The sequence below is a fragment of the Pseudoalteromonas sp. 68 DY56-GL68 genome, assembly GCF_041414825.1.
In the GTDB taxonomy this organism is placed as follows: Bacteria; Pseudomonadota; Gammaproteobacteria; order Enterobacterales; family Alteromonadaceae; genus Pseudoalteromonas.
In genome coordinates, this window is record NZ_JAOCZL010000007.1 from 98,744 (window position 1) to 121,005 (window position 22,262).

General features: G+C 41.3%; 14 protein-coding genes. 5 read left to right on the top strand and 9 right to left on the bottom strand.

Features of this window, described 5'->3' with window-relative positions; genetic code table 11:
- Nucleotides 1–20 precede the first annotated feature (20 nt).
- Nucleotides 21–3,461 carry a PAS-domain containing protein gene (locus tag NYF15_RS05195; RefSeq protein WP_371353009.1) on the top strand — a complete coding sequence of 1,147 codons (3,441 nt, stop codon included), beginning with the start codon at nt 21–23 and terminating at the stop codon, nt 3,459–3,461.
- A gap of 12 nt (nt 3,462–3,473) precedes the next feature.
- Here the strand turns inward: NYF15_RS05195 and NYF15_RS05200 are convergent, their stop codons facing one another.
- Both NYF15_RS05200 and NYF15_RS05205 read right to left on the bottom strand, forming a co-directional pair.
- A complete protein-coding gene (locus tag NYF15_RS05200; protein ID WP_371353010.1) occupies nt 3,474–6,089 on the bottom strand; it encodes a DUF2339 domain-containing protein in 2,616 nt (871 codons plus the stop codon).
- A gap of 94 nt (nt 6,090–6,183) precedes the next feature.
- Nucleotides 6,184–7,545: a hypothetical protein gene (locus NYF15_RS05205; protein WP_371353011.1), complete on the bottom strand. Its 1,362-nt coding sequence runs from the start codon at nt 7,543–7,545 to the stop codon at nt 6,184–6,186.
- A gap of 348 nt (nt 7,546–7,893) precedes the next feature.
- Between NYF15_RS05205 and purU the strand changes: the two genes are divergently transcribed.
- The gene (purU, locus tag NYF15_RS05210) at nt 7,894–8,724 is read left to right on the top strand and encodes a formyltetrahydrofolate deformylase (protein ID WP_371353012.1); all 831 of its coding nucleotides are present in this window, start codon (nt 7,894–7,896) and stop codon (nt 8,722–8,724) included.
- A gap of 50 nt (nt 8,725–8,774) precedes the next feature.
- Here purU and NYF15_RS05215 read toward each other — a convergent pair whose 3' ends face one another.
- Complete coding sequence (locus NYF15_RS05215) at nt 8,775–9,428, bottom strand: response regulator transcription factor (protein WP_130149549.1); 654 nt, start codon at nt 9,426–9,428, stop codon at nt 8,775–8,777.
- Between the two features lie 96 nt (nt 9,429–9,524).
- The gene (gene acs, locus NYF15_RS05220) at nt 9,525–11,465 is read right to left on the bottom strand and encodes an acetate--CoA ligase (protein ID WP_371353013.1); all 1,941 of its coding nucleotides are present in this window, start codon (nt 11,463–11,465) and stop codon (nt 9,525–9,527) included.
- Between the two features lie 305 nt (nt 11,466–11,770).
- Here acs and NYF15_RS05225 point away from each other — a divergent pair, with 305 nt between their 5' ends.
- Nucleotides 11,771–12,940 (top strand): DcaP family trimeric outer membrane transporter, encoded by a 1,170-nt coding sequence (locus NYF15_RS05225; RefSeq protein ID WP_062568806.1) that lies wholly within the window; start codon nt 11,771–11,773, stop codon nt 12,938–12,940.
- A 149-nt stretch (nt 12,941–13,089) separates the two neighbouring features.
- Complete coding sequence (locus tag NYF15_RS05230) at nt 13,090–15,198, top strand: TonB-dependent siderophore receptor (protein WP_371353014.1); 2,109 nt, start codon at nt 13,090–13,092, stop codon at nt 15,196–15,198.
- Between the two features lie 287 nt (nt 15,199–15,485).
- On the opposite strand, the gene recA is transcribed toward NYF15_RS05230, so the two are convergent.
- Together recA and NYF15_RS05240 are read right to left on the bottom strand one after the other, a co-directional pair.
- Entirely contained in the window at nt 15,486–16,532 is a 1,047-nt protein-coding gene (gene recA / locus NYF15_RS05235; protein WP_130149545.1) for a recombinase RecA, read from the bottom strand.
- Nucleotides 16,533–16,590: 58 nt separating this feature from the next.
- Nucleotides 16,591–17,088: a CinA family protein gene (locus NYF15_RS05240; protein ID WP_062568803.1), complete on the bottom strand. Its 498-nt coding sequence runs from the start codon at nt 17,086–17,088 to the stop codon at nt 16,591–16,593.
- 21 nt (nt 17,089–17,109) lie between these two features.
- Here NYF15_RS05240 and mutS point away from each other — a divergent pair, with 21 nt between their 5' ends.
- Nucleotides 17,110–19,680 carry a DNA mismatch repair protein MutS gene (gene mutS / locus NYF15_RS05245; protein ID WP_371353015.1) on the top strand — a complete coding sequence of 857 codons (2,571 nt, stop codon included), beginning with the start codon at nt 17,110–17,112 and terminating at the stop codon, nt 19,678–19,680.
- 94 nt (nt 19,681–19,774) lie between these two features.
- Here mutS and rpoS read toward each other — a convergent pair whose 3' ends face one another.
- The 3 genes from rpoS to NYF15_RS05260 are packed head-to-tail and all read right to left on the bottom strand — an operon-like array spanning nt 19,775 to nt 22,260.
- Nucleotides 19,775–20,758: an RNA polymerase sigma factor RpoS gene (gene rpoS, locus NYF15_RS05250; RefSeq protein ID WP_062568801.1), complete on the bottom strand. Its 984-nt coding sequence runs from the start codon at nt 20,756–20,758 to the stop codon at nt 19,775–19,777.
- A gap of 57 nt (nt 20,759–20,815) precedes the next feature.
- The gene (locus NYF15_RS05255) at nt 20,816–21,640 is read right to left on the bottom strand and encodes a peptidoglycan DD-metalloendopeptidase family protein (protein WP_130149542.1); all 825 of its coding nucleotides are present in this window, start codon (nt 21,638–21,640) and stop codon (nt 20,816–20,818) included.
- A gap of 41 nt (nt 21,641–21,681) precedes the next feature.
- A complete protein-coding gene (locus NYF15_RS05260; protein WP_062568799.1) occupies nt 21,682–22,260 on the bottom strand; it encodes a YqaA family protein in 579 nt (192 codons plus the stop codon).
- Between the last annotated feature and the right edge of the window lie 2 nt (nt 22,261–22,262).

Genomic DNA, 22,262 nt, shown 5'->3' on the forward strand with positions numbered 1-22,262 from the left:
AATAATTACTGAATTTAGACATGACAGCTGCGCTTATTTTTGTTGCACTCGCCTACATTGGCGTGTTGTTCTGGCTAGCTAACTGGGGGGATAAAACCACTCCATTAGCAAAACGTATTAGCCACCACCCATTTGTATACTCATTCTCTTTAGGGATTTACTGTACATCTTGGACTTACTACGGCTCAGTGGGCACAGCTGCTACCAGTAGTTGGAACTACCTCCCTATTTTAATCGGTCCTGCGCTGCTGTTTTTCTTCGGTCAGGGCTTTTTACGTAAACTCGTCTTAGTAAGTAAAAAACAAAATATCACCACTATTGCCGACTTTATTTCAGCCCGCTATGGCAAACGTCAAACTACTGCAATTATGGTTACTATCATAGCCTTACTTGCGACTATTCCTTACATCGCTTTACAACTCAAAGCACTTAGTAGCAGCTTTTTATTATTACAAAATGACAGCCGTATTTCGGGTTCTATGCTGGCACTGTCGGCGACCTTAATCATGGCAATGTTTGCTATCTTTTTTGGCACACGAAAAGTGGATGTAACCGAGTATCGCTCAGGGCTGATGCTCGCAGTTGCATTTGAATCTATGGTGAAATTACTGGCTTTAGTTGCCGTTGCGGGGCTTGCTTTATACACATTATTTAATTTAAGTACGGTGCAAGCCGAGCAATTAACAGGCTCTATTTGGCAGCATTGGCATAACTTTGATTTTCTGAGCTTCAATTTTATTGGCCAGTCTTTAATGGCCGCAGCCGCTATAATCTGTTTGCCAAGGCAATTTCATGTAACCGTCGTTGATAACCAAGACAAACGTCACCTTTATACCGCTCGTTGGGCGTTTCCACTTTACTTACTCTTAACGGCGGCAATGATTTTTCCGATTGCGACAGCGGCTATTCATCCAGGCATTGGTAGTGGCTTTTCACCCGATAGCTTTGTGTTAGCACTGCCTTTAATACATGAAAATGCGTTTTTAACCACCTTTGTGTTTATTGGCGGTTTATCTGCTGCAACAGCGATGATAGTGGTCGCTACACTGACCTTAAGTACCATGATCTCAAACGATGTGGTTTTACCTTTAATGTTGCGCCGTAAGTTTAAACGTAACCTCATAACAAGTAGTTATAAATCACAGATTTTACTTGTGAGACGCTTCACTATTGCTGGCATTTTGATCTTATCTTATTTCTACCAGCAATGGTTTGGCCATGGTAAAGCGCTGGCAAGCATGGGGTTGGTTGCCTTTTCACTGGTTTCACAATTACTGCCTGCTATCGTCGGCGGTCTATACTGGCGTAAAGGCCATGCTTATGGTGTTTATGCAGGTTTACTTGCAGGTGTTATTTGCTGGATTCTATTTTTAATGCTGCCTATTTTAGATGCGGGTAACAGCCTAGATGCCGAGTTACAGCAAACACTTATAACCCGAGGTACGCTAATCGCATTATTTGCAAATATCGGCTGCTACATTAGCTTTTCACTGGGTGCCGATGAGCGCTTAATAGATAAGATTCAAGCCGCTGCATTTGTAAACCCGAAAGAGCAAGCGGTATTTGCAAGACGCTTAAATAAGAACGTTAAAGCCACGGTGTACGACTTTAAAGTACTATTACAAACCTTCTTAGGTATTCAGCGCAGTCAACAGGTACTTGCGCACTTTGCATTAAGCAATAAACTTGATGACAATAATGCTCACCCAGAGCCAGAGTTTATTGCCTATTGTGAGCGCGCTTTAACAGGCGTACTAGGCGCATCGTCTGCACAAGCACTTATTCATACTGTCGCCTCAGGGAAGCGCATGGCGTTTGAAGAGGTCGTCAATTTCTTTGACGAAACAACGCAAGCACTGCAATTTAATCAAAACCTGTTGTTCACCTCGCTTGAAAATCTCAGTCATGGCATTTCAGTTGTTGATAAAGAACTCAACTTGGTTGCTTGGAATAAGCGCTACGCAGAAATGTTTCACTACCCCGAAGGCTTTTTGGAAGTAGGCCAAGCGATTGAAGAGGTGATCCGTTATAACGCAGAACGCGGAGAGTGCGGCCCTGGCGAAATAGAACGGCATGTAGAAAAACGTGTACAACACCTTAAAAATGGCAGCCCACACCACTTTATTCGTCATCGTCGTAATGGCCAAGTCTTTGAGATGATAGGTAACCCACTGCCTGATGGCGGGTTTGTGACCAGTTTTTCAGATATAACAGCGCATATTGAAACCCAAAACGCTCTTGAGGAAGTCAATATGGATCTTGAAAACCGTATCGAAGCACGAACGCAAGAAATTCGAACGATTAACAAAGATCTGCAAGCGCAAATTGACAGTCGTGTGCAAACTGAGCAAGCACTCACTTTGGCTAAAAAAGAAGCTGAGCAAGCTAATGATAGTAAAACTCGCTTTTTGGCACTGGCCAGTCACGATATTTTACAACCGCTTAATGCTGCTAGACTTTATTTAGCAGCCATTGATGATAAAACACTCTCGAGTAATAACTTAAATAATTTTGAAAAACTCGGTGCAAGTTTAGATTCAACCGTCCACCTAATGTCTGCATTACTTGAAATAGCTAAGTTAGAACAAGGTGCGATGACGCCAACTCCACGCCATTTTAGTATTGACGATATTCTTGCTCCGCTTAAAAATGAGTACGCAATTATGTCGAGCGAAAAGGGTTTGAAACTCACAGTACGCTCTACAGGGATCATTGTACATAGCGACATAACTTACCTACGCCGTATTATTCAAAATCTTGTTTCCAATGCCGTGAAGTACACCGATAAAGGAAGAGTATTAATTGCGTGCCGTAAACGAAAACATCATCTTCGTATTGAAGTATGGGATACAGGCCCTGGCATATCACAGTTGGAACAAGCAAAAATTTTCAAGGACTTTTATCGTATTGAAGCAGGTGACAATAAAGGGGTCGGTCTTGGCTTAGGCGTGGTAAAAAGAATGGCAGACTTACTGTCTTTACGCTTAGATGTAAGCTCAAACCTAGGCAAAGGAAGCCGCTTTAGTATTGAAGTCCCTTATGGAGAGAAACAATTTATACAACAAAAACAAACGCCGAAAAAAGGCATGGAAAGCCGCTCTGCTATGAATATTGTCGCGGTAGATGATGACCCTGAAAACCTTAATGCGATGGCAAGTCTTCTACAAAAGTGGCAAGCTAATTATCAGTTATTCGATAACGTAAACGCGATAATGGCATATGCTAAAGATCATCGTGCCCCAGATGTAATCCTGATGGATTATCAGCTTGGTCACGACTGTGACGGCATTACGTTAATTAAAACATTACGTGAAATTTGGCAAAGCCCTGTTCCGGCAATCTTAATTACCGCTGTACGTGATGAAGCACTTAAACAACAAGCAAAAGCTGAGAACATCCACTATCTCAGCAAACCGGTAAAACCAGCGAAGTTAAAAGCACTGCTTAATCACAGTGCATAACCTACTCTCTATTTAAGGCAAAGCATGTGGCTTTGCCTTAAATTTTTGAAACAGCCAACTTAGTGCAACCAATGAAATACCTAAGCCAATAAATGACACCGCTCTTAGCAGCCCCGTTAGATTTGCCATGTCAATCAAGAATACCTTCAACACCACTAAAGCCAGTAAACCTAGCCCAAGCTTTTGCAGATCAACTATAGAGCGCAAGTGCCCCGCAATCACCACTAATGCACCTATCAATAACCATATTAACGAATATGTGTATAGTTCGGCATCTGAGGTCGACTGCGCTAAATTAATAAGCTCACCTTGCCAGCTGTGACGTATTTCAGCATTAATATAAAGAGCAAGAAAAGCACCTGCGAGGCAAATTAATGGCTTAACCAATTTAGTATTAATAGGCTTTATTAACTTTGCTACCCATAAGATTATTAATGCAGGCACAAACCAGAGCAGTAATAACCAGTTAATAATTGGCCACTGACCTATGTCTATAGGCTCAAAGAAAGGATTCAACGCAGTGAGTAGTTTTAATGCGAATAAACCAGCCAGTGTTAAAAGTACAATCGCACTAGCCTGATAAAGCCTTACCAAATGTTGAGTAAACCTCGAACGTAATAAATACACACAGCCTAACACGCCCCAGTTACAGGCAAGTAGAATGTGTTCATACACCGATAAATTATCAAAATCAGGATAACGTCCCACCAATTGATAACTTGTTTCAGTCGTTATGAACAAAGCGATACAATGTAAAGTGGCGCCTTCTAACCACACTCGAAGAGGTTGTTGATGCCAAAACCTTGCGGCCCAGTAAAACAAACATGCACTGACAGGGTAAACAATGAGACTCCAGTGAACACCAAACAGGTTTGTGTCATTATAATCCACTAACCAAGGGGCTACGCTCAAGCGCGCGAGTAAACCTGCAACTAACGCTTTTAATGGCCAACTTGGCATTGTGATACTGTGCTTGTTCACATAAAAACTAATCAATAACACTTGCACCGTTAATGCGAGAGTTAAACTACTTCCTTCAAGTAGCATAGTTAGCGCTAAACTAATATTAGCATTAGCACCAAGCCAGTAGCAGAATACCTGTAAAGGATGGTTATTATTTACTGAGAGTTTAAATAGCAGCGCACTGACCGCTAACAACACAACACACCATAACGGATAAGCGCTCATTAAAGCATGGTCAGGGGTAATTAAATATAAACTTGCTACAATTACAAAGGTTGATAGTGAAGCTATTAATGTAAACCCTAAACGTTTTGGATACTTGCTTGAAAAGTACCACCCATAACTTAAAAACAACGCACTGAAAAACAGCCCTGCTCCGTAGTTTTGCCTAAAGACAAAAAGCTGCTCTGAAAAATCAACGGTGTTATTTTGTGCAATCAATAGCATTACAACACATGCCAAAGCGAGTAGTAGCCAGTTATCCCATACACTATTTTTTAAAATCAAAAATAGTAATAAAACAACAAATAACAAAGTGCTAAGCTGCCAGACAAGCAATGCATTGGTAGTGCTCATTAATAAAAGCACAGGGGACATAATTGCCAGCAGTAAGGGAGTATCTGGCAGTTGCCTTAGCATTTTTGTAAAGCGATAAGGGCGGTGCTCTACTTGCCTGAGCTTTAACCCTAAACGCGGTATCGCAATCAATAGTAGAATACTCAAAGCTGCATACAGATTAATAAACCATAAAAATTGGCTTGATGCAGTGACAGCCACTAACCAAAACCAACCTAAGTGGCCAGCCCATAGCAAATACCATAACCAATGGCGTTTCACATAATGAGCCACTAAAGAGGCTGATACAGTAACAAAACCAACATAGGTCAGTAAGGCAATAAAGTCGTTACTTCCTGTACTTATCCATACCGGTACACTATAGGCGCCAATTATGCCAATAACCGCGAGCAGTGGGCCAAACCTTAATGCCATCCAACTGGCAGCCAGAGATACAAAGGTCAAAATACCAAAAGCAGGTAAAGGCTGTAATAATCCGTAATGTGAATAAGCAAGTAAAGTTAAAGCAAAACAGCTTATAAAGCCGCCACTAGCAAGTGCCGCAGGTATATAGTTACTAAACCCTTCAAAAACAATCCCTTTTCGATGCAACACCTCGGCGACTGTAATTAAACTTACACCAAACACGGCCCCTAAAATAACCCGCATAGACTCTGATAATAAACCTGCTTCGAGTGAATAGCGGGCAAGGAAAATCCCACCAAACGCCAGCGCTATAGCTCCTACCCAAGTTAACCAATTGGCTTTAAATTGAGCAATAATTGGCGAAAGATAATCTGCCTTGGGCTGTTTTGAAACGCTGAGTTTAACATTATGAGAATCAACTTTAGGCTGTTCAAGAGTGGTTGAATCGGGCTCTGTGTTAGTGGGTGAAGGCTGTGCATGCTCTCTTAATTGCGATTCAACATGAGCTGATACTTTAGCTTCATCAGCAAGATGCGGCTGATACGACTTTGACGTGATCGTCTTCCTTAACGCTATCACTTCTTTTCTTAAATTTGAAAGCTGAAACAGGGCAACAATACCCGCCACTGATCCAAACAGAATTACTGCAACCAGTAACACTATTAACGCAATACCTTCATCCATACATCATCCTTGTTTCCATAAAGCAAACGCTCTAATTATTTATACAATAAACATTTGCCGTGAGTAAAGCAACGAAGGTACTGCGTCAAACCTGTTAAGATTGTTCGGTGACAGTTCGCTCTAATGTCATTTTAAAGCCTGAATCTGCGGCACCATCATGCTCTATAATCAAAATGTAATTGCCTTCTTTGGTAAAATCCATATCACTTTGTTGGAGTAAAACAATTTGTTGCCCATTATCTTCAAATACAACATAGATGGTGTAAATCTCATTATCTACGACTTGTTCTTCTTGATCATATTGATCAATACCATCAATAACATTACTCGTGTCTTCAACTGTTTCCCCATTGAGCGTGAAATACACGTCAACCTCATCGATATTCTGCCCTGCGTAACTGTCAATCAAATTCACGACTGTCACAGCATGGCTGTAACTACTTGGAGTTAAGTTCTCTTCAAGTGTCATCATACGCGGGCCGTACTCTTTATCTTTATAAAATACGCCCACAGCACTTTGCTCGCGTTCCAGAGTCAGTAAAAAGTTATCAACGATTTTATCTCCGGCCTCATCTAGCATAGCGACACTGTAGCTATTAGGTGACATATTGATGTAGTTTGAATACTGATCACTTACAACAACCTCTGTGTTGTTGGTTGTTGTTCCGCGCGTTATCTTAAATTGTGTTTGTGGGTAGTCATCAATTGTATTTATAAAACGCAGCTGACCTTCGGCGTCTTGGTGATTAAGCTGAGTAACAGAGTTACTTGCTGTTACAACATCAAGGGTTATACCATCCTCTTCAGTCGCATAACTTGGGCGTATCATCGCAACATAGCTGGCTTCATCATTAAAATACACAGAAGGCGAGGCAAAAATGACATCTGTACTGCCACTCAAGGTAACATAAAGTGTGTAGTAGCCCTCCTCTAGGGTCGAAAGTTCCGGTACTGTAAGATATGGCGAGGTACTAATGAGCTCTGCTGTATCGAATAGACCATCGTCCGTTGCAATATAAACATCGTATAAATTATCTTCACCCACAATATTGAAAAAGCCGAGATTAAAGTCGTCTTCATCGGCAGATGTTGGAATACTCAGTTCAGTAAAAGTTGGCTCTGCAAAATCACCATTCATAACAACTAACTGAGTATAGTCATTTTTAATATTAATCGTGTCTTCATTGATTGTGATGTAACTATCATTCGCATCAATATATTCAAAGCTCAACTCATATTCACCAGAGCTATAATTATGACGGGTTGATACATCTCCAAAATTAGTCCCTGATCGCTCGGTATCATCTACAAATAAGCGAGTATAAGGGCTGTTATATGAGCCATTATAAAGTTGTACATAACCACTATCACTGCCACTACTATCGTCACTTGAGCATGCAGTAAGTACACAGATGAGACTAGAGGCCATTATTGTTTTAAGCAAAGTGCTTTTCATGAAGTTTTTCCTTATTATTTTAATGCTCTCTTTGGACTAGAAAAAATCAGGAAAATTTCATATTTTACAAAATATTACCTTGGTTTACAGTTGCTTACCAAACTGTTAAAAAACGTATAGAAAGATGTGCAAAGCTACGTATTTAATAAAAATTATGGACAAAAAATCACACTTATAAAATAACTACTTCACTTTTCCACAAATAACCAATAATCATTACACTTTGTAATACAGCAAAGAGAGTTCGGCTTTTCTTAAATTAATTATTAGATAGTTAAAATTGCGCTATGCAGCACTTAAAAATTAGCAAATAATAAAGGCCACACAAACGGGATTAGAATGAGGACTATGAACACGATTTTAACCACGCAATGCGATGATGATGTTGGCTTAATTGCCAAAATCACAGGCCTTTGTCATGAGCATAATTTAAACATCACACGTAATAATGAGTTTGTTGATAAAGACGCCAAGCGCTTTTTTATGCGTACTGAGTTAAGTGGCACTGTATCAGATAACTTTTTACCTAGCCTTGCAACCTTACTTCCAGATGGTGCTGAGCTTGCACTGCATAGCAGCGAGAAAACCAAAGTTGTACTGCTTGCCACTAAAGAAGCACATTGTTTGGGTGGTGTTTTACTCAAACAATTTGAAAAAGCTTTGAATATTGAAGTATTGGCCGTTATCGCAAACTATCCAGACTTAGCCCCTTTGGCAGCCGGTTTTGATGTACCATTTCATGTTGTTTCTCATGAAGGGTTGAGCCGTGCAGAGCACGATCAGCAAGTGGGTGACCTAATTGCCAGCTACCAACCTGATATTATTGGCCTTGCTAAATATATGCGAATTTTAAGCCCTGAGTTTGTCGCTCGCTATGAAGGGAAAATAATCAATATCCACCACTCATTTTTACCGGCATTTATCGGTGCAAAACCCTATCATCAGGCTTTTGAGCGTGGCGTAAAAATCATTGGTGCAACAGCTCACTTTGTTAATAATGAACTCGATGAAGGGCCAATTATTTTGCAAGATATAACCCATGTTAGTCATGCTGATACCGCAGAAATGATGGCAAAAATGGGGAAAGATGTAGAAAAAACAGTTTTTTGCAAAGCCTTACAGTTAGCCTCTGAGCACAAACTGTTTATTAACGGTAATCGCACCGTGGTATTTGCTTAAGTTATTTTAATGAAGAGGCTAACCGCCTCTTTATTATTTTTATTATCTAATTACGAGTTCGACTCAATAGGATCAAGTTGAAGTTTTGAGGCTATAAGGACCGCTTGAGTACGGTTATATACACCAAGTTTTCTGAAAATAGCGGTGATATGTGCTTTTACCGTGGCCTCAGAAATATGTAATTCATAAGCGATTTGTTTGTTTAATAAGCCTTCGTGTAAGTACTGCAACACTTTATATTGTTGTGGCGTTAACGATGCCACCTGAGCGGCTATTTCTTTGTCTTCGCCATCAACCGCGGCGACTTTATCTTTAAGCTCTGTGGGTAACCATACATCCCCTTCAAGAATATGGTTAATAGCTATGGCAATATCATCTGATGACGATGATTTAGGTATAAACCCCATCGCACCATATCCCATCACTTTAGAAACAATATTAATGTCTTCACTACCTGATACCACAGCTATGGGTAAGCTTGGATAGTCTTCGCGAATACGAATAAGGCCGTATAAATCGCCATTACCTGGCATGTGAAGGTCTAGCAGTAGAATATCAAGATCTTCTTGTTCGCTAAGCACTTGCAATGTGGTATCAAAGTTTTCCGATTCAAACACTTCTAAATCAGCGAACTTAGCACTCAATGCCCCTTTCAGCGCTTCACGAAATAACGGATGATCGTCCGCTATTAAAAACTGACTCATGGTTCACTCCTAATAAATTCGGCTGACACCTATTTCTAAGTGACAGCCGATATACTACGTTTAGAATCAACTTCTAATCAAGTTTTTAACGCATTTTTAACGATTTAATCTGTTCTCGATTAACTCATCAACCACACTCGGATCGGCCAGTGTCGAAGTATCACCTAACTGTTGATGCTCATTTGCCGCGATTTTACGTAGAATTCGACGCATGATTTTACCAGAACGTGTTTTCGGTAGGCCTGGCGACCATTGAATCATATCTGGTGATGCAATTGGGCTTAGTTCTTTACGAACCCAGTTACGCACCTCTGCTGTTAACTCATCACTGACAGTCACGCCTTCATTTGGTGTAATATACACGTAAATGCCCTGACCTTTGATGTCATGTGGATAGCCAACAACAGCCGCTTCGGCAACTGCTTCGTGAGCAACTAATGCACTTTCGATTTCAGCTGTACCTAGACGGTGGCCTGATACGTTAAGCACGTCATCAACACGACCAGTGATCCAGTAGTAACCATCTTCGTCTCGACGACAACCATCACCTGTAAAATACACACCTGGGTATGCTGAGAAATAAGTTTGCTCAAAACGTTCATGATCGCCATAAACTGTTCGCGCTTGTGAAGGCCAGCTATCTAAAATAACAAGGTTACCGTCAACCGCGCCTTCTAGTGTATTACCCTCAGCATCAAATAGTGCTGGTGCAATCCCAAAGAATGGACGAGTTGCCGAACCTGGCTTCATATCTGTTGCACCCGGTAATGGCGTGATCATAATGCCGCCAGTTTCGGTCTGCCACCACGTATCTACGATTGGGCAATTTTCATTACCAATATGCTCGTAGTACCACGCCCACGCTTCAGGGTTAATTGGCTCACCAACAGATCCCATAATACGTAAACTGGTACGTTTTGATGTGGCCGTTGGCTCGTCGCCTTTCGCCATCAGAGCACGAATAGCCGTTGGTGCAGTGTATAGAATAGTAACATTGTGTTTATCAATTACTTCACCCATACGGCCCGCTGTTGGGTAAGTCGGAACACCTTCAAAAACAACCTGTGTGCAACCGTTAACTAATGGGCCATATGCAATGTAGCTATGACCTGTGATCCAGCCCACATCGGCACTACACCAAAAGATATCATCTTCTTTTAAGTCAAATACGTACTCGTGGGTCATTGATGCATACACAAGGTAACCGCCTGTGGTATGAACAACCCCTTTAGGTTGACCCGTTGAACCTGAAGTGTAAAGAATGAAAAGTGGATCTTCTGCATTCATTGGCTCAGGTTCACACTCTGCTGGTAAATCCGCTACTAGGTCATGCCACCAAACATCATGGCTATTCCACTCAACGTCGCCACCTGTTAATTGATGCACGATGACATGCTCAACACTGGTTACCGAGTCTTGCGATACAGCTTCATCAACGTTTGCTTTAAGTGGTACACAATTACCTGCACGACGACCTTCATCAGATGTAATTACAACCTTAGCGCCTGAGTCGTTAATTCGATCAGCTATTGCTGACGGAGAGAAACCACCAAATACAACAGAGTGAATGGCACCAATACGCGCACATGCTTGCATTGCATAAATAGCTTGTGGAGTCATTGGCATATAAATCGCGACGCGATCACCTTTAGAAACACCTAACTTTTTAAGGCCATTGGCGAGTTTTGCTACTTCATCATGCAGCTTTTGATAGCTAATGTTTTCGCTTTGTTCAGGGTTATCACCTTCCCAAATTAGGGCTGTTTTGTTTGCATTTTTAGCAAGGTGACGGTCGATACAGTTATAAGAGGCGTTCAATTGTCCGTCTTCATACCAACGAATATTAATGTGACCTTTATCAAATGACGTGTTCTTCACTTTATTATAAGGGGTCGACCAATCAAGACGTTTACCGTGCTCTCGCCAGAATCCTTCTGGGTCATCAATAGATTGCTTATACAGTGTGTTATATTTATCGTTATCAACGAGTGCTGCATTCTTGATATGCGCTGGAACTGGATAGATACTTTGTGACATTGTTGTCGTCTCCATGTTAATTACTTGCCAAAGGCTTACTTCAAGGATCACTCAGCAAAGCGACTTAAAATATTAGACCTTAGTTGTATATCTCACCAATAAACAAAAAACTTCGTAATCACCTTCTATAATCAAGTCCAATGTACTAATACATCTGACTAACTACCTTAATTTAAACAAACTTTGTTGCTCACTTAGTATTAGTACCACCTTAGTCTAATAGACCAATAGATAATTGAGAGAAATCACTTCTTAAACAACAGTGATACAACAACATACAAGTAGCTTTGACAGGAATACACATTATGACAACAAGAAAAGTAACAGCCCTGAAGACATTAACTGCATCAGCAGTACTTTGTGCGCTGACAGGCACAGCACACGCAGCCACCATAGGTAATACTGATATCACCTATGGCGGTTATGTAAAACTCGATGCAATGTGGAGTGATTACTCATCAGGTATCCCTGACGGTTCAAGCGTTGGTCGCGATTTTTACGTGCCAAGTACGACTCCTGTTGGACCTGATGCAGACAATGATGCTGTCTTTGATATGCATGCTCGCCAATCTCGCTTCAACTTTGGTACCGCAACCAAATTAGATAACGGAAAAACGATAAATACAAAAATTGAGATCGACTTTTTAGCATCTGCACCAGGTGGTAATGAGCGCGTTACTAATTCCTATGCACCACGTATTCGACAAGCCTATGTCACGTATGACGGTTGGTTATTCGGTCAAGCATGGTCGAACTTCCAAAACGTAGGAGCTCTTCCAGAAACCCTTGATTTTGTTGGCCCAGCAGAAGGTACTGTGTTTGCTCGCCAAGCTCAGGCAAGATACACAACGGGTAGTTGGTCTTTTTCAATCGAAAACCCTGAAAGTACCATTACCACTCAAGGTGGTGCTCGCGTAGCAACCGATGATGCCGCAATGCCTGATTTTACAGCCCGTTATACTCACAAAGCGGACTGGGGTGAGTTAGTTGTGACAGGTCTTGCACGCCAATTAACCTATAAAAAGAATGGTATTGATGCCGATGAGTCTTCATTTGGTATTAGCGCGTCTGGTAAAGTAAACTTTGGTCAAAACAACCTTAAATTTATGCTTACACAGGGCTCAGGCTTAGGTCGCTACGTGGGTTTAAATGTTGCTCATGGTGCCGTGCTTGATGGTGATGATCTTGATGCCATTGATTCAACATCAGGCTTTATTGCCTATCAGCAACATTGGAATAGCCAATGGCGTTCAACATTCCTTTATTCATTCTTCTCTGCTGACAATAATAGTGACTTATTTGCAATCTCTGGCGACCCTACAGAAACGAGTCAAAGCTATAGTGCAAATATCTTATACTCACCTGTTAAAAAGCTTACGTTTGGTGTTGAATATAAACATGCTGAGCGTGAACTAGAAAGTGGCACAGATGGCGATATGGATCGTTTGCAGTTCTCTGCAAAATACGTTTTTTAATCCCTAATCAGTTTTACTTCCTGAAGCGGCCTCGGCCGCTTTTTTTGTTTATTTTAAGCCAACACCGACAAACCTAATTGCAAACCATTTTCATTTAGATTAGATTACGCATTAATTTACAATCTGAATTGAACTATTTGGGAATTTGCATGTCATCAACTAAATTTTTGCGCCTTTCACAATTGAGCTTAGTGACTTCAGCACTATTAAGTGGTCACGCTTTCGCTGCACAAGAAAAAGAACAACCTATTGAAAAAATAGCTGTTTATGGTCAGCACCATAAAAACTACATCACTGAAGAAGCGCAATCTGCAACAAAACTTGGGCTAACAATAAAAGAAACTCCCCAGTCTATCTCTGTTGTATCTCGTGCATTAATGAATGACTTTTCACTTGATGATCTGAACTCAGTTCTTGAAAGTACACCAGGTGTCACTGTTGAGCAAATTGAAACTGATCGTACCTACTTTAAAGCACGTGGTTTTGAGATAACAAACTTTCAGGTTAACGGCATGGGTATGCCACAAGACAACGGCTCTATCCAGGGAACTTTAGATACTTCAATTTTCGATAGCGTTGAAATTGTCCGTGGCGCCAATGGTTTAATGACAGGTGCTGGTAACCCGTCTGCAACTGTTAATATGGTTTTAAAACGCCCAACCTATCAAACACAAGTCAATGCATCTGTATCGTACGGCTCTTGGGATAGCAAACGCTTAGAGCTTGATGCATCAACTGCACTAAATGAAAATCACGCTGTGCGTGCTGTATTTACCAAACATAAAGCAGAGTCTTATCTTGACCGCTATGAGCAAGATAAAACAATTTACTATCTTGCTTACGAAGGCCAGTTAACGGATAGCACGGTAGTAACGGCTAACTACGTTAACCAGAAAAAAGATGCAGATAGCCCATTATGGGGGGCACTCCCTCTTTATTATAGCGATGGCTCGGCAACTAACTTTGATGAATCAACCAGTACAGCATCTGACTGGTCTTACTGGAACAACACAACAGAGCAGTTGTTCTTATCAATTGAACAAGCAATTACGAATACTTGGTTCTTAAAAGCAAGCTATGCCCACTTAGAAAATGAGCAAGATTCAGAGCTTTTTTATGTCTATAAAACACCTGATAGAGAAACAGGTTTAGGCTTAATTGGTTACGCAAGCGAGTATGACCATAAAGATAAGCACGATATTTTAGATATCTATGCAACAGGTAAGTTTAATTTATTTGGCATGGAGCACGACCTATCGTTTGGTGTAAATCAAGCGGATATGGATAACGATGATATGTCTCTTTATGATAATGAAAATGGCTTCCCTCGCATGCCTGAACTAGGTGGTTGGGATGGCACAGCACCCACACCGACATTTGATGATGGTTTAACAGGTGCTGATATTACAAGCCGTCAGCGTTCTGCTTATATTTCTACACGAATTCGTGCCACAGACTCACTGAGTTTCTTAGCGGGTGTTAGCCATGTAGACTGGGAAACTGAGGGCGAGTCATATGGAAAAGCGAAAGATAAAGACAGTGATCAAACTGTACCTTATTACGGTGTAGTGTATGACATTAACGAACGTTTCTCTACATATGCAAGCTACACAGAAACTTTTGTACCACAAACAGAGCGTGATATTAACGGAGATTACCTAGATCCAATCACAGGTAAAAGCAGCGAAATCGGCTTGAAAGCACAATTACTTGATGACAACTTATTCGTCACCTTTGCGTATTTCGATGCTAAGCAAGAAGGCCTAGCTATCGCTGTTCCTGGTTCTCAACCAGATGACACACGCTACTATGGTGCAGATGGCATCAATAGTGACGGTTTTGAAATAGAAATGAGTGGCCGACTCAACGACACGCTTAGTGCTAGCTTTAGCTATAGTAACTTAAATATCGATGGTGATGAATTAGTAAAAGATTACACACCAGAGAATCAAGTTAAACTTGCTTTAACCCAGAAAGTACCTCAAATAGATGGCCTAACCTTTGGTTTAAATTACCAATGGCAGGATGACACGCAACGTGTGCAACCGACACAACCTTCAGGTGTGGTACCGGTTACAAAACAAGATGCCTATGGCTTACTAAACCTGATGGCAACCTATGACATTAATGATAATGTGAGTGTTAACTTTAATATCAACAACGTAACCAATGAAAAATACCTTCACAGCTTGTTCTGGGAGCAAGGTTACTACGGTGCACCACGCGGTTATGCTATGTCATTAAACTGGCAGCTATAATCTAACTTTAGCGTTTTTAACAATCCTATTAAACGCGCTATAAAATCGCAGCTACGCTCCCGTAGCTGCGGGTTTACCCCGCGAGCATTCAAATAAGCACATAACCCGAAACGCGATATAAAATCGCAACTACGCCACCTTGTAGCAGAGGGTAACCCCGCGACCAATCAAATAAACAACACGCGACCACAGACTATTTCAACCATAAAAAAACCGCTACACAGGGTAGCGGCTTTCTTTTGTTAAGTGCGGGTCAAATCACGCTTAACGATACTCTTTAAAGCGATTTATAGCTCATCTTCTGCGATTAAGCCTGCATCTTCACCATCTTCTGGTTGTACAGTGGCTTGCAGTAATAGCATCTCGCGTAGTTTGCCTTCGATTTCATCTGCGATCTCAGGGTTATCTTTTAAGAACTTAATTGAGTTAGCTTTACCTTGGCCGACTTTATTACCATTATAGCTGTACCAAGCACCTGACTTTTCAACAAGTTTATGCTTAACACCTAAATCAATTAGCTCGCCATGTTTAGAGATACCTTCACCGTACATAATGATGAACTCAGCCTGTTTAAATGGCGGCGCAACTTTATTCTTAACGATTTTCACGCGGGTTTCATTACCAACGACTTCGTCACCTTCTTTCACTGAACCGATGCGACGAATATCTAAACGTACTGAAGCGTAAAACTTAAGTGCATTACCACCCGTAGTTGTTTCTGGGTTACCAAACATAACACCAATTTTCATACGGATTTGGTTGATGAAAATACACAGTGTATTTGAGCGTTTAATATTACCCGTTAACTTACGAAGTGCTTGCGACATTAAGCGAGCTTGTAAGCCCATGTGTGAATCACCCATGTCGCCTTCAATTTCAGCTTTTGGTGTCAGTGCAGCAACCGAGTCAACAATCACTACATCTACAGCACTTGAACGTACTAACATGTCACAAATTTCTAATGCTTGTTCACCCGTATCTGGTTGAGAAACAAGTAACTCATCAATGTTTACACCTAGTTTTTGTGCGTATACAGGATCAAGTGCATGCTCAGCATCAACGAACGCACATGTTTTACCTTGCTTTTGAGCTTGAGCGATAACTTGTAAAGTAAGCGTTGTTTTACCTGATGATTCAGGACCATATACTTCAACGATACGGCCTGTCGGTAAACCACCTATACCTAACGCGATATCAATACCAAGTGAACCTGTCGAGATAGCTTCAATATCAAGGGCTTTATTATCACCCAATTTCATAATTGAACCTTTACCAAATTGACGTTCAATTTGTGATAAAGCAGCGTCCAACGCTTTTTGTTTGTTATCGTTCATTCTGTTCTCCAAATCCGGCTAATGCAGACAGTATACTGTATGAAATCACAGTATCAAGCTAATTTTCTGATTTTATCAATTCAATTACTTTTTCTATAGAATAAACAATAGCTTGCTCTCTAACATTTGCTCTATTCCCAGAAAAAACCTGCTTGCTCGAATAGTTTTTCCCTGCAAAATGAATACAAAACCACACTAACCCCACGGGCTTATCCAGTGTTGCACCTCCAGGGCCTGCAATGCCAGAAACCGCAACCGCAATATCAGCTTTTGCTGCTTTTGCAGCTCCCGGTGCCATTTCAAGGACCGTTTGTTCACTTACGGCACCGTAGGTGTTTAATGTTTGCTCGTTAACACCAAGTAGTTCATGCTTTGCCTGATTGCTGTAGGTAACAAAAGCACGGTCAATATAATTAGAACTTCCAGGCGTATCTGTAAGCGCATAACTCACCCCCCCACCCGTACATGATTCAGCGGTAGTGATCCATAAGCGTTTATCCGTTAAAATAGCTCCTAATTTCGCAGCAAGTGTTTTAATCTCTTGATGTAATTCCATATTCAGCCTTTGGGTAAGTACATGTCGTTTGATCTTTATGCACCGCACACTATAAAACAACAAACCCCTATGATGCAGCAGTATCTTAAAATAAAAGCAGAGCATCGAGATATTTTGTTGTTTTATCGAATGGGTGACTTTTATGAACTGTTTTTTGATGATGCCAAACGTGCCGCACAATTACTTGATATTTCTCAAACTCACCGCGGCAAAGCCGGTGGTGATCCAATCCCAATGGCCGGTGTCCCTTATCACGCTGTAGAAAACTACCTAGCCCGCTTAGTGCAAATGGGCGAATCCGTTGCTATTTGTGAACAAATAGGCGACCCTGCGACAAGTAAAGGCCCTGTAGAGCGCAAAGTTGTGCGCATTGTTACGCCTGGCACGATTTCTGATGAAGCCTTACTGCAAGAACGTCAAGACAACTTATTAACGAGTGTGTGGCAAAGCAACAAGGGTATTTACGGAATAGCTTACCTTGATATCAATTCAGGGCGCTTTAATATTCTTGAAGTCAATACTGATGAAGCATTTAGCTCAACATTACAACGTTTAGCGCCTGCTGAGCTGCTTTATAGTGAAACGTTTGCAAATGTGCACCTAATTGAGCATATAAAAGGCGCGCGTCGACGCCCTGAGTGGGAATTTGATTTAGATACTGCCCAGCACTTACTGTGCGACCAATTTGGTACTAAGGATTTAGTGGGGTTTGGAGTCGATAAAGCTCATAACGCACTCATTGCTGCAGGGTGTTTAATGCAATATGTTAAGGATACTCAGCGCATTGCCCTGCCACATATTCGTGCCATCACTCTTGAACAAAATGAACATGCAGTGATCCTCGACGCTGCAACTCGTAAAAATTTAGAGCTCACGGTGAATCTTTCTGGCGGCTACGAAAACACCCTCGCGCAAGTGCTTGATAGAACAGCAACAGCCATGGGTTCTCGCTTACTAAAACGCCGTATTCACACTCCAGTGCGCAGCAAAACTGAGCTTAACTCTCGTCTCAATGCGATAAGTGCGATTATTGATGCACAACTATGCGGTGAGCTACAAGAGTCATTAAAGCAAATTGGTGATATTGAACGTGTTATTGCTCGCTTAGCACTTTGCACCGCAAGACCCCGTGATTTAACGCGCTTGCGCAGCGCTTTGCAAGCTTTGGCACCACTGCACGAACTACTAATGGATGCCAACAATCCACGTATTAGTCAGATCATCGCAAACTCGCAACAATTGCCTGAACTACAGGATTTACTAGAACGTGCTGTTATAGAAACTCCGCCTGTACTTATTCGTGATGGTGGCGTTATTGCCCCAGGTTATAATAGTGAACTTGATGAATGGCGTGCACTGAGCCAAGGTGCGACTGATATTCTTGAAAAACTTGAAGAGCGTGAACGTGAACGCACAGGTATTAGTACGCTTAAAATTGGCTATAACAAAGTACATGGTTTTTTTATTGAAGTTAGCCGTGCCAATTCACATTTAGTGCCTGCGGATTATATTCGTCGCCAAACGCTTAAAAACAATGAACGTTACATCATTCCAGAGCTAAAGGAGCACGAAGATAAAGTACTGGGTAGCCAATCAAAAGCATTAGCCCTTGAAAAGCAACTTTACGAGCAGTTATTTGAATTTATTGCCCCGCATATCGAGCAGCTACAAACCATGGCTGCTGTGTTAGCTGATTTAGATGTATTAAATAACTTAGCAGAACGTGCACAAGCACTTAATTACGCTAAACCAACACTTTGCGATAACGACAATATTAGCATTAAGCAAGGCCGCCACCCTGTTGTTGAGCAGGTCATGAAAGACCCGTTTATTGCCAACCCAGTAGAGCTCAATAATGACCGTAAAATGCTAATCATTACTGGTCCAAATATGGGTGGTAAATCAACTTACATGCGCCAAACCGCGCTTATCGTACTAATGGCACATATAGGCTCTTACGTACCGGCAGATAGCGCCGAAATCGGTAACATTGACCGTATATTCACACGTATTGGCGCAAGTGATGATCTGGCATCTGGGCGCTCGACCTTTATGGTTGAGATGACAGAAACAGCCACAATTTTGAATAATGCTACCGCACAATCGTTGGTGCTGATGGATGAAATTGGTCGTGGTACGTCAACCTATGATGGCTTGTCACTCGCTTATGCTACTGCAGACTATTTAGCCTCAAAGATTGCAGCTAAAACCCTATTTGCAACTCATTACTTTGAATTAACAGAACTTGCTGAACAGCAACAAGGACTGGTTAATGTGCATTTAGATGCCATTGAGCACAACGACACCATTGCCTTTATGCACACAGTACTTGAAGGGGCTGCAAGTAAGAGCTTTGGCTTGCAAGTTGCTGCACTTGCCGGTGTGCCAAAAGCGGTGATTCAACAAGCAAAACAAAAGCTAAAAATGCTCGAAAATCATCAGCCGGTCACAGCTCCTGTGCAGCAACAGCAAGCACTGGCTTTTGATAATGAGCCATCAGAGCTTGAATTAACTTTACAGCAGCTTGATCCTGACAGCCTCACACCAAGGCAAGCACATCAGCTGTTATATCAGTTAAAAGATTTACTTTAATTACACAATAAAAAAGCTGACGTTACGTCAGCTTTTTTGTGTGTTCTGAACCCGTAGGTTCTATACCCTTTATCAGGTATGCATTGTTGTCAAATTAAGTGAATTGGTCGAACAGGCTATCAGTGCTTAAACCTTCGTGTTGCAAAATATCTTTTAAGCGACGTAATGCTTCCACTTGAATTTGTCTTACACGCTCACGTGTTAAGCCAATTTCACGACCAACATCTTCAAGCGTTGATGGTTCGTAGCCAAGCAAACCAAAGCGGCGTGCTAATACTTCGCGTTGTTTTGGGTTTAATTCACCAAGCCAATCAACTATATGCTTGTTGATATCATTATTTTGTACTTCGCCCTCAGGGCCAGAGCCTTTTTCGTCAGCAATAATATCGAGTAAGGCTTTATCGTTCTCACCACCAATTGGTGTATCAACTGAGGTGATTTTTTCGTTTAGACGCAGCATTTTTGTTACGTCTTCAACAGGTTTATCTAAACACTCTGCAATTTCTTCTGCTGTTGGTTCATGGTCTAGCTTTTGCGTTAATTCTCGTGCGGTTCTTAAATAAACGTTCAGCTCTTTAACAACATGAATTGGTAAGCGAATAGTACGGGTTTGATTCATGATGGCACGTTCAATAGTTTGACGAATCCACCAGGTTGCGTAAGTTGAAAAACGGAAACCACGTTCTGGGTCAAATTTTTCAACGGCTCGGATAAGACCAAGATTACCTTCTTCTATTAGATCAAGTAATGCAAGGCCACGATTGTTATAGCGACGAGCAATTTTCACCACTAAGCGTAAGTTACTTTCGATCATTCGTTTACGAGAAGCTTCGCAGCCTTTCAACGCCTTACGAGCAAAGTATACTTCTTCTTCTGCACTGAGCAGAGGAGAGAAACCAATTTCACCGAGATATAGTTGCGTTGCATCTAAATTCTTGGCGACTTCATCCTTTGCAAAAATATCTTCTTCGTTATCCACTTCCTCTAGTAAATCAGAAGATTCTTCTTCGACTACTGTATCGTCAAATTTATCGTCAATCGTTTCTGTTGTTTTCTCAAGTTTTGCTGTGTGACCCATAAGCGTCCTCCCGAGCAAATATGTGATTGAGCTAAATCACTTTATCAATACCCGTGGCTAAGGTAGATATTTAGCAGGGTTGACTGCTTTTCCTCGATAACGAATTTCAAATCTCAAAGCCGTTACTGAAGAGTCGGAACTGCCAATTTCTGCTATTTTCTGACCCGCCTTTACTTCCTGTTTTTCCTTTACGAGCAACTTGGAGTTGTGTGCGTAAGCACTTAGGTAATCATCATTATGTTTCAAAATAATTAAATTACCGTATCCCCTTAATGCGTTGCCAGCATAAACCACCGTTCCGTGTGCAGCAGCTAAAACAGATGCCCCTTTTTTATTAGCGATTTGTAAACCTTTATAACCATTTTCTTTAGTAGAAAAACGGCGAGTGACCTTACCTTGAGCGGGCCAACTCCATATTACTTTCGTACTAGATTTACTACTTCTTACACTAACTTTTTTGTTGGCTTGTTTTTGAACATACTCTCGTTGTTTTGGCTGATCAAGCTCTTTTTTTAATTTTTTGTTATTTTTTTGTTTCGAAACAGTAGACTTTTTACTCCATTTCGTATATTTTTTCGTCTTTTTTGGTTTTTCCGCTGCTTTTTTGAGCAAAATGCGTTGTCCAGGGTAAATTGTATAAGGTGCTGGAATGCGGTTTATTTTTGCCAAAGAACGGAAATCTTTCTGAGCGCTAAACGCAATTGAGTACAACGTATCGCCTTTTTGTACTCGATAACTTGAACCCGTGATAATCACTTTACGGGTAGTGGGATTAATTTGATTATCTAAACTACTGACCGGCGCCGGCGCATTGCGAGAGGAGCAACCAAAGAGCAAAATACTAAGAAACAAAGCAACATAGACTGTTAAATGCTTTCTCACCGTAAAATGCTCCTTGAAATGCTAATTAAAGGTTTTAAGTGCTATCGTAATAAAAAGTATGCAACCACAACTAAAATAACTAAACCCCAGCCAAGTGCTTCAACATATTGACGTAATTTTTGCTCCATTTTAACCCCACCCCACTTCATTAAAGCGGAAACCAAGAAGAATCGTGCACCACGACCAATGGCTGAGGCAATTAAAAAGGGCAAAAAGGCCATCTGCATTAAACCAGCTCCTATCGTAAATACCTTATAGGGGATAGGCGAAAATCCAGCGATAAATACAACCCAAACTCCATAGGTTTCAAACCAACTAAGTGCTAAGTCAAACTTTGCTTGCCAACCCATTTGAGCAATAAAAGGCTCTACAACAGGCTCAAATAGCCAATAACCTAAAAGATAACCTAAAACACCACCAATGACAGATGCAATGGTAGTAAAGCTTGCAAAACGCCATGCTTTGCTTGGTTGTGCAAGCGACATTGGCGCCAGCATGACATCGGGCGGCACCGGAAAGAAAACAGATTCGGCAAAGCTCATCCCTGCTAAATAGCGCTCTGCGTGGCGGTGCTTCGCCCACACAAGTGCCATATCATATAACTTAGTAAATAACTTCAAAG

Bases quoted from the DNA above. Each gene is read 5' to 3' on its own strand.
- NYF15_RS05215 (WP_130149549.1), bottom strand. From the start codon at position 9,428: ATGAGTCAGTTTTTAATAGCGGACGATCATCCGTTATTTCGTGAAGCG.
- NYF15_RS05230 (WP_371353014.1), top strand. From the start codon at position 13,090: ATGTCATCAACTAAATTTTTGCGCCTTTCACAATTGAGCTTAGTGACT.
- rpoS (WP_062568801.1), bottom strand. From the start codon at position 20,758: ATGGGTCACACAGCAAAACTTGAGAAAACAACAGAAACGATTGACGAT.
- purU (WP_371353012.1), top strand. From the start codon at position 7,894: ATGAACACGATTTTAACCACGCAATGCGATGATGATGTTGGCTTAATT.
- NYF15_RS05240 (WP_062568803.1), bottom strand. From the start codon at position 17,088: ATGGAATTACATCAAGAGATTAAAACACTTGCTGCGAAATTAGGAGCT.
- mutS (WP_371353015.1), top strand. From the start codon at position 17,110: ATGTCGTTTGATCTTTATGCACCGCACACTATAAAACAACAAACCCCT.
- NYF15_RS05195 (WP_371353009.1), top strand. From the start codon at position 21: ATGACAGCTGCGCTTATTTTTGTTGCACTCGCCTACATTGGCGTGTTG.
- recA (WP_130149545.1), bottom strand. From the start codon at position 16,532: ATGAACGATAACAAACAAAAAGCGTTGGACGCTGCTTTATCACAAATT.
- acs (WP_371353013.1), bottom strand. From the start codon at position 11,465: ATGTCACAAAGTATCTATCCAGTTCCAGCGCATATCAAGAATGCAGCA.
- NYF15_RS05205 (WP_371353011.1), bottom strand. From the start codon at position 7,545: ATGAAAAGCACTTTGCTTAAAACAATAATGGCCTCTAGTCTCATCTGT.
- NYF15_RS05225 (WP_062568806.1), top strand. From the start codon at position 11,771: ATGACAACAAGAAAAGTAACAGCCCTGAAGACATTAACTGCATCAGCA.
- NYF15_RS05200 (WP_371353010.1), bottom strand. From the start codon at position 6,089: ATGGATGAAGGTATTGCGTTAATAGTGTTACTGGTTGCAGTAATTCTG.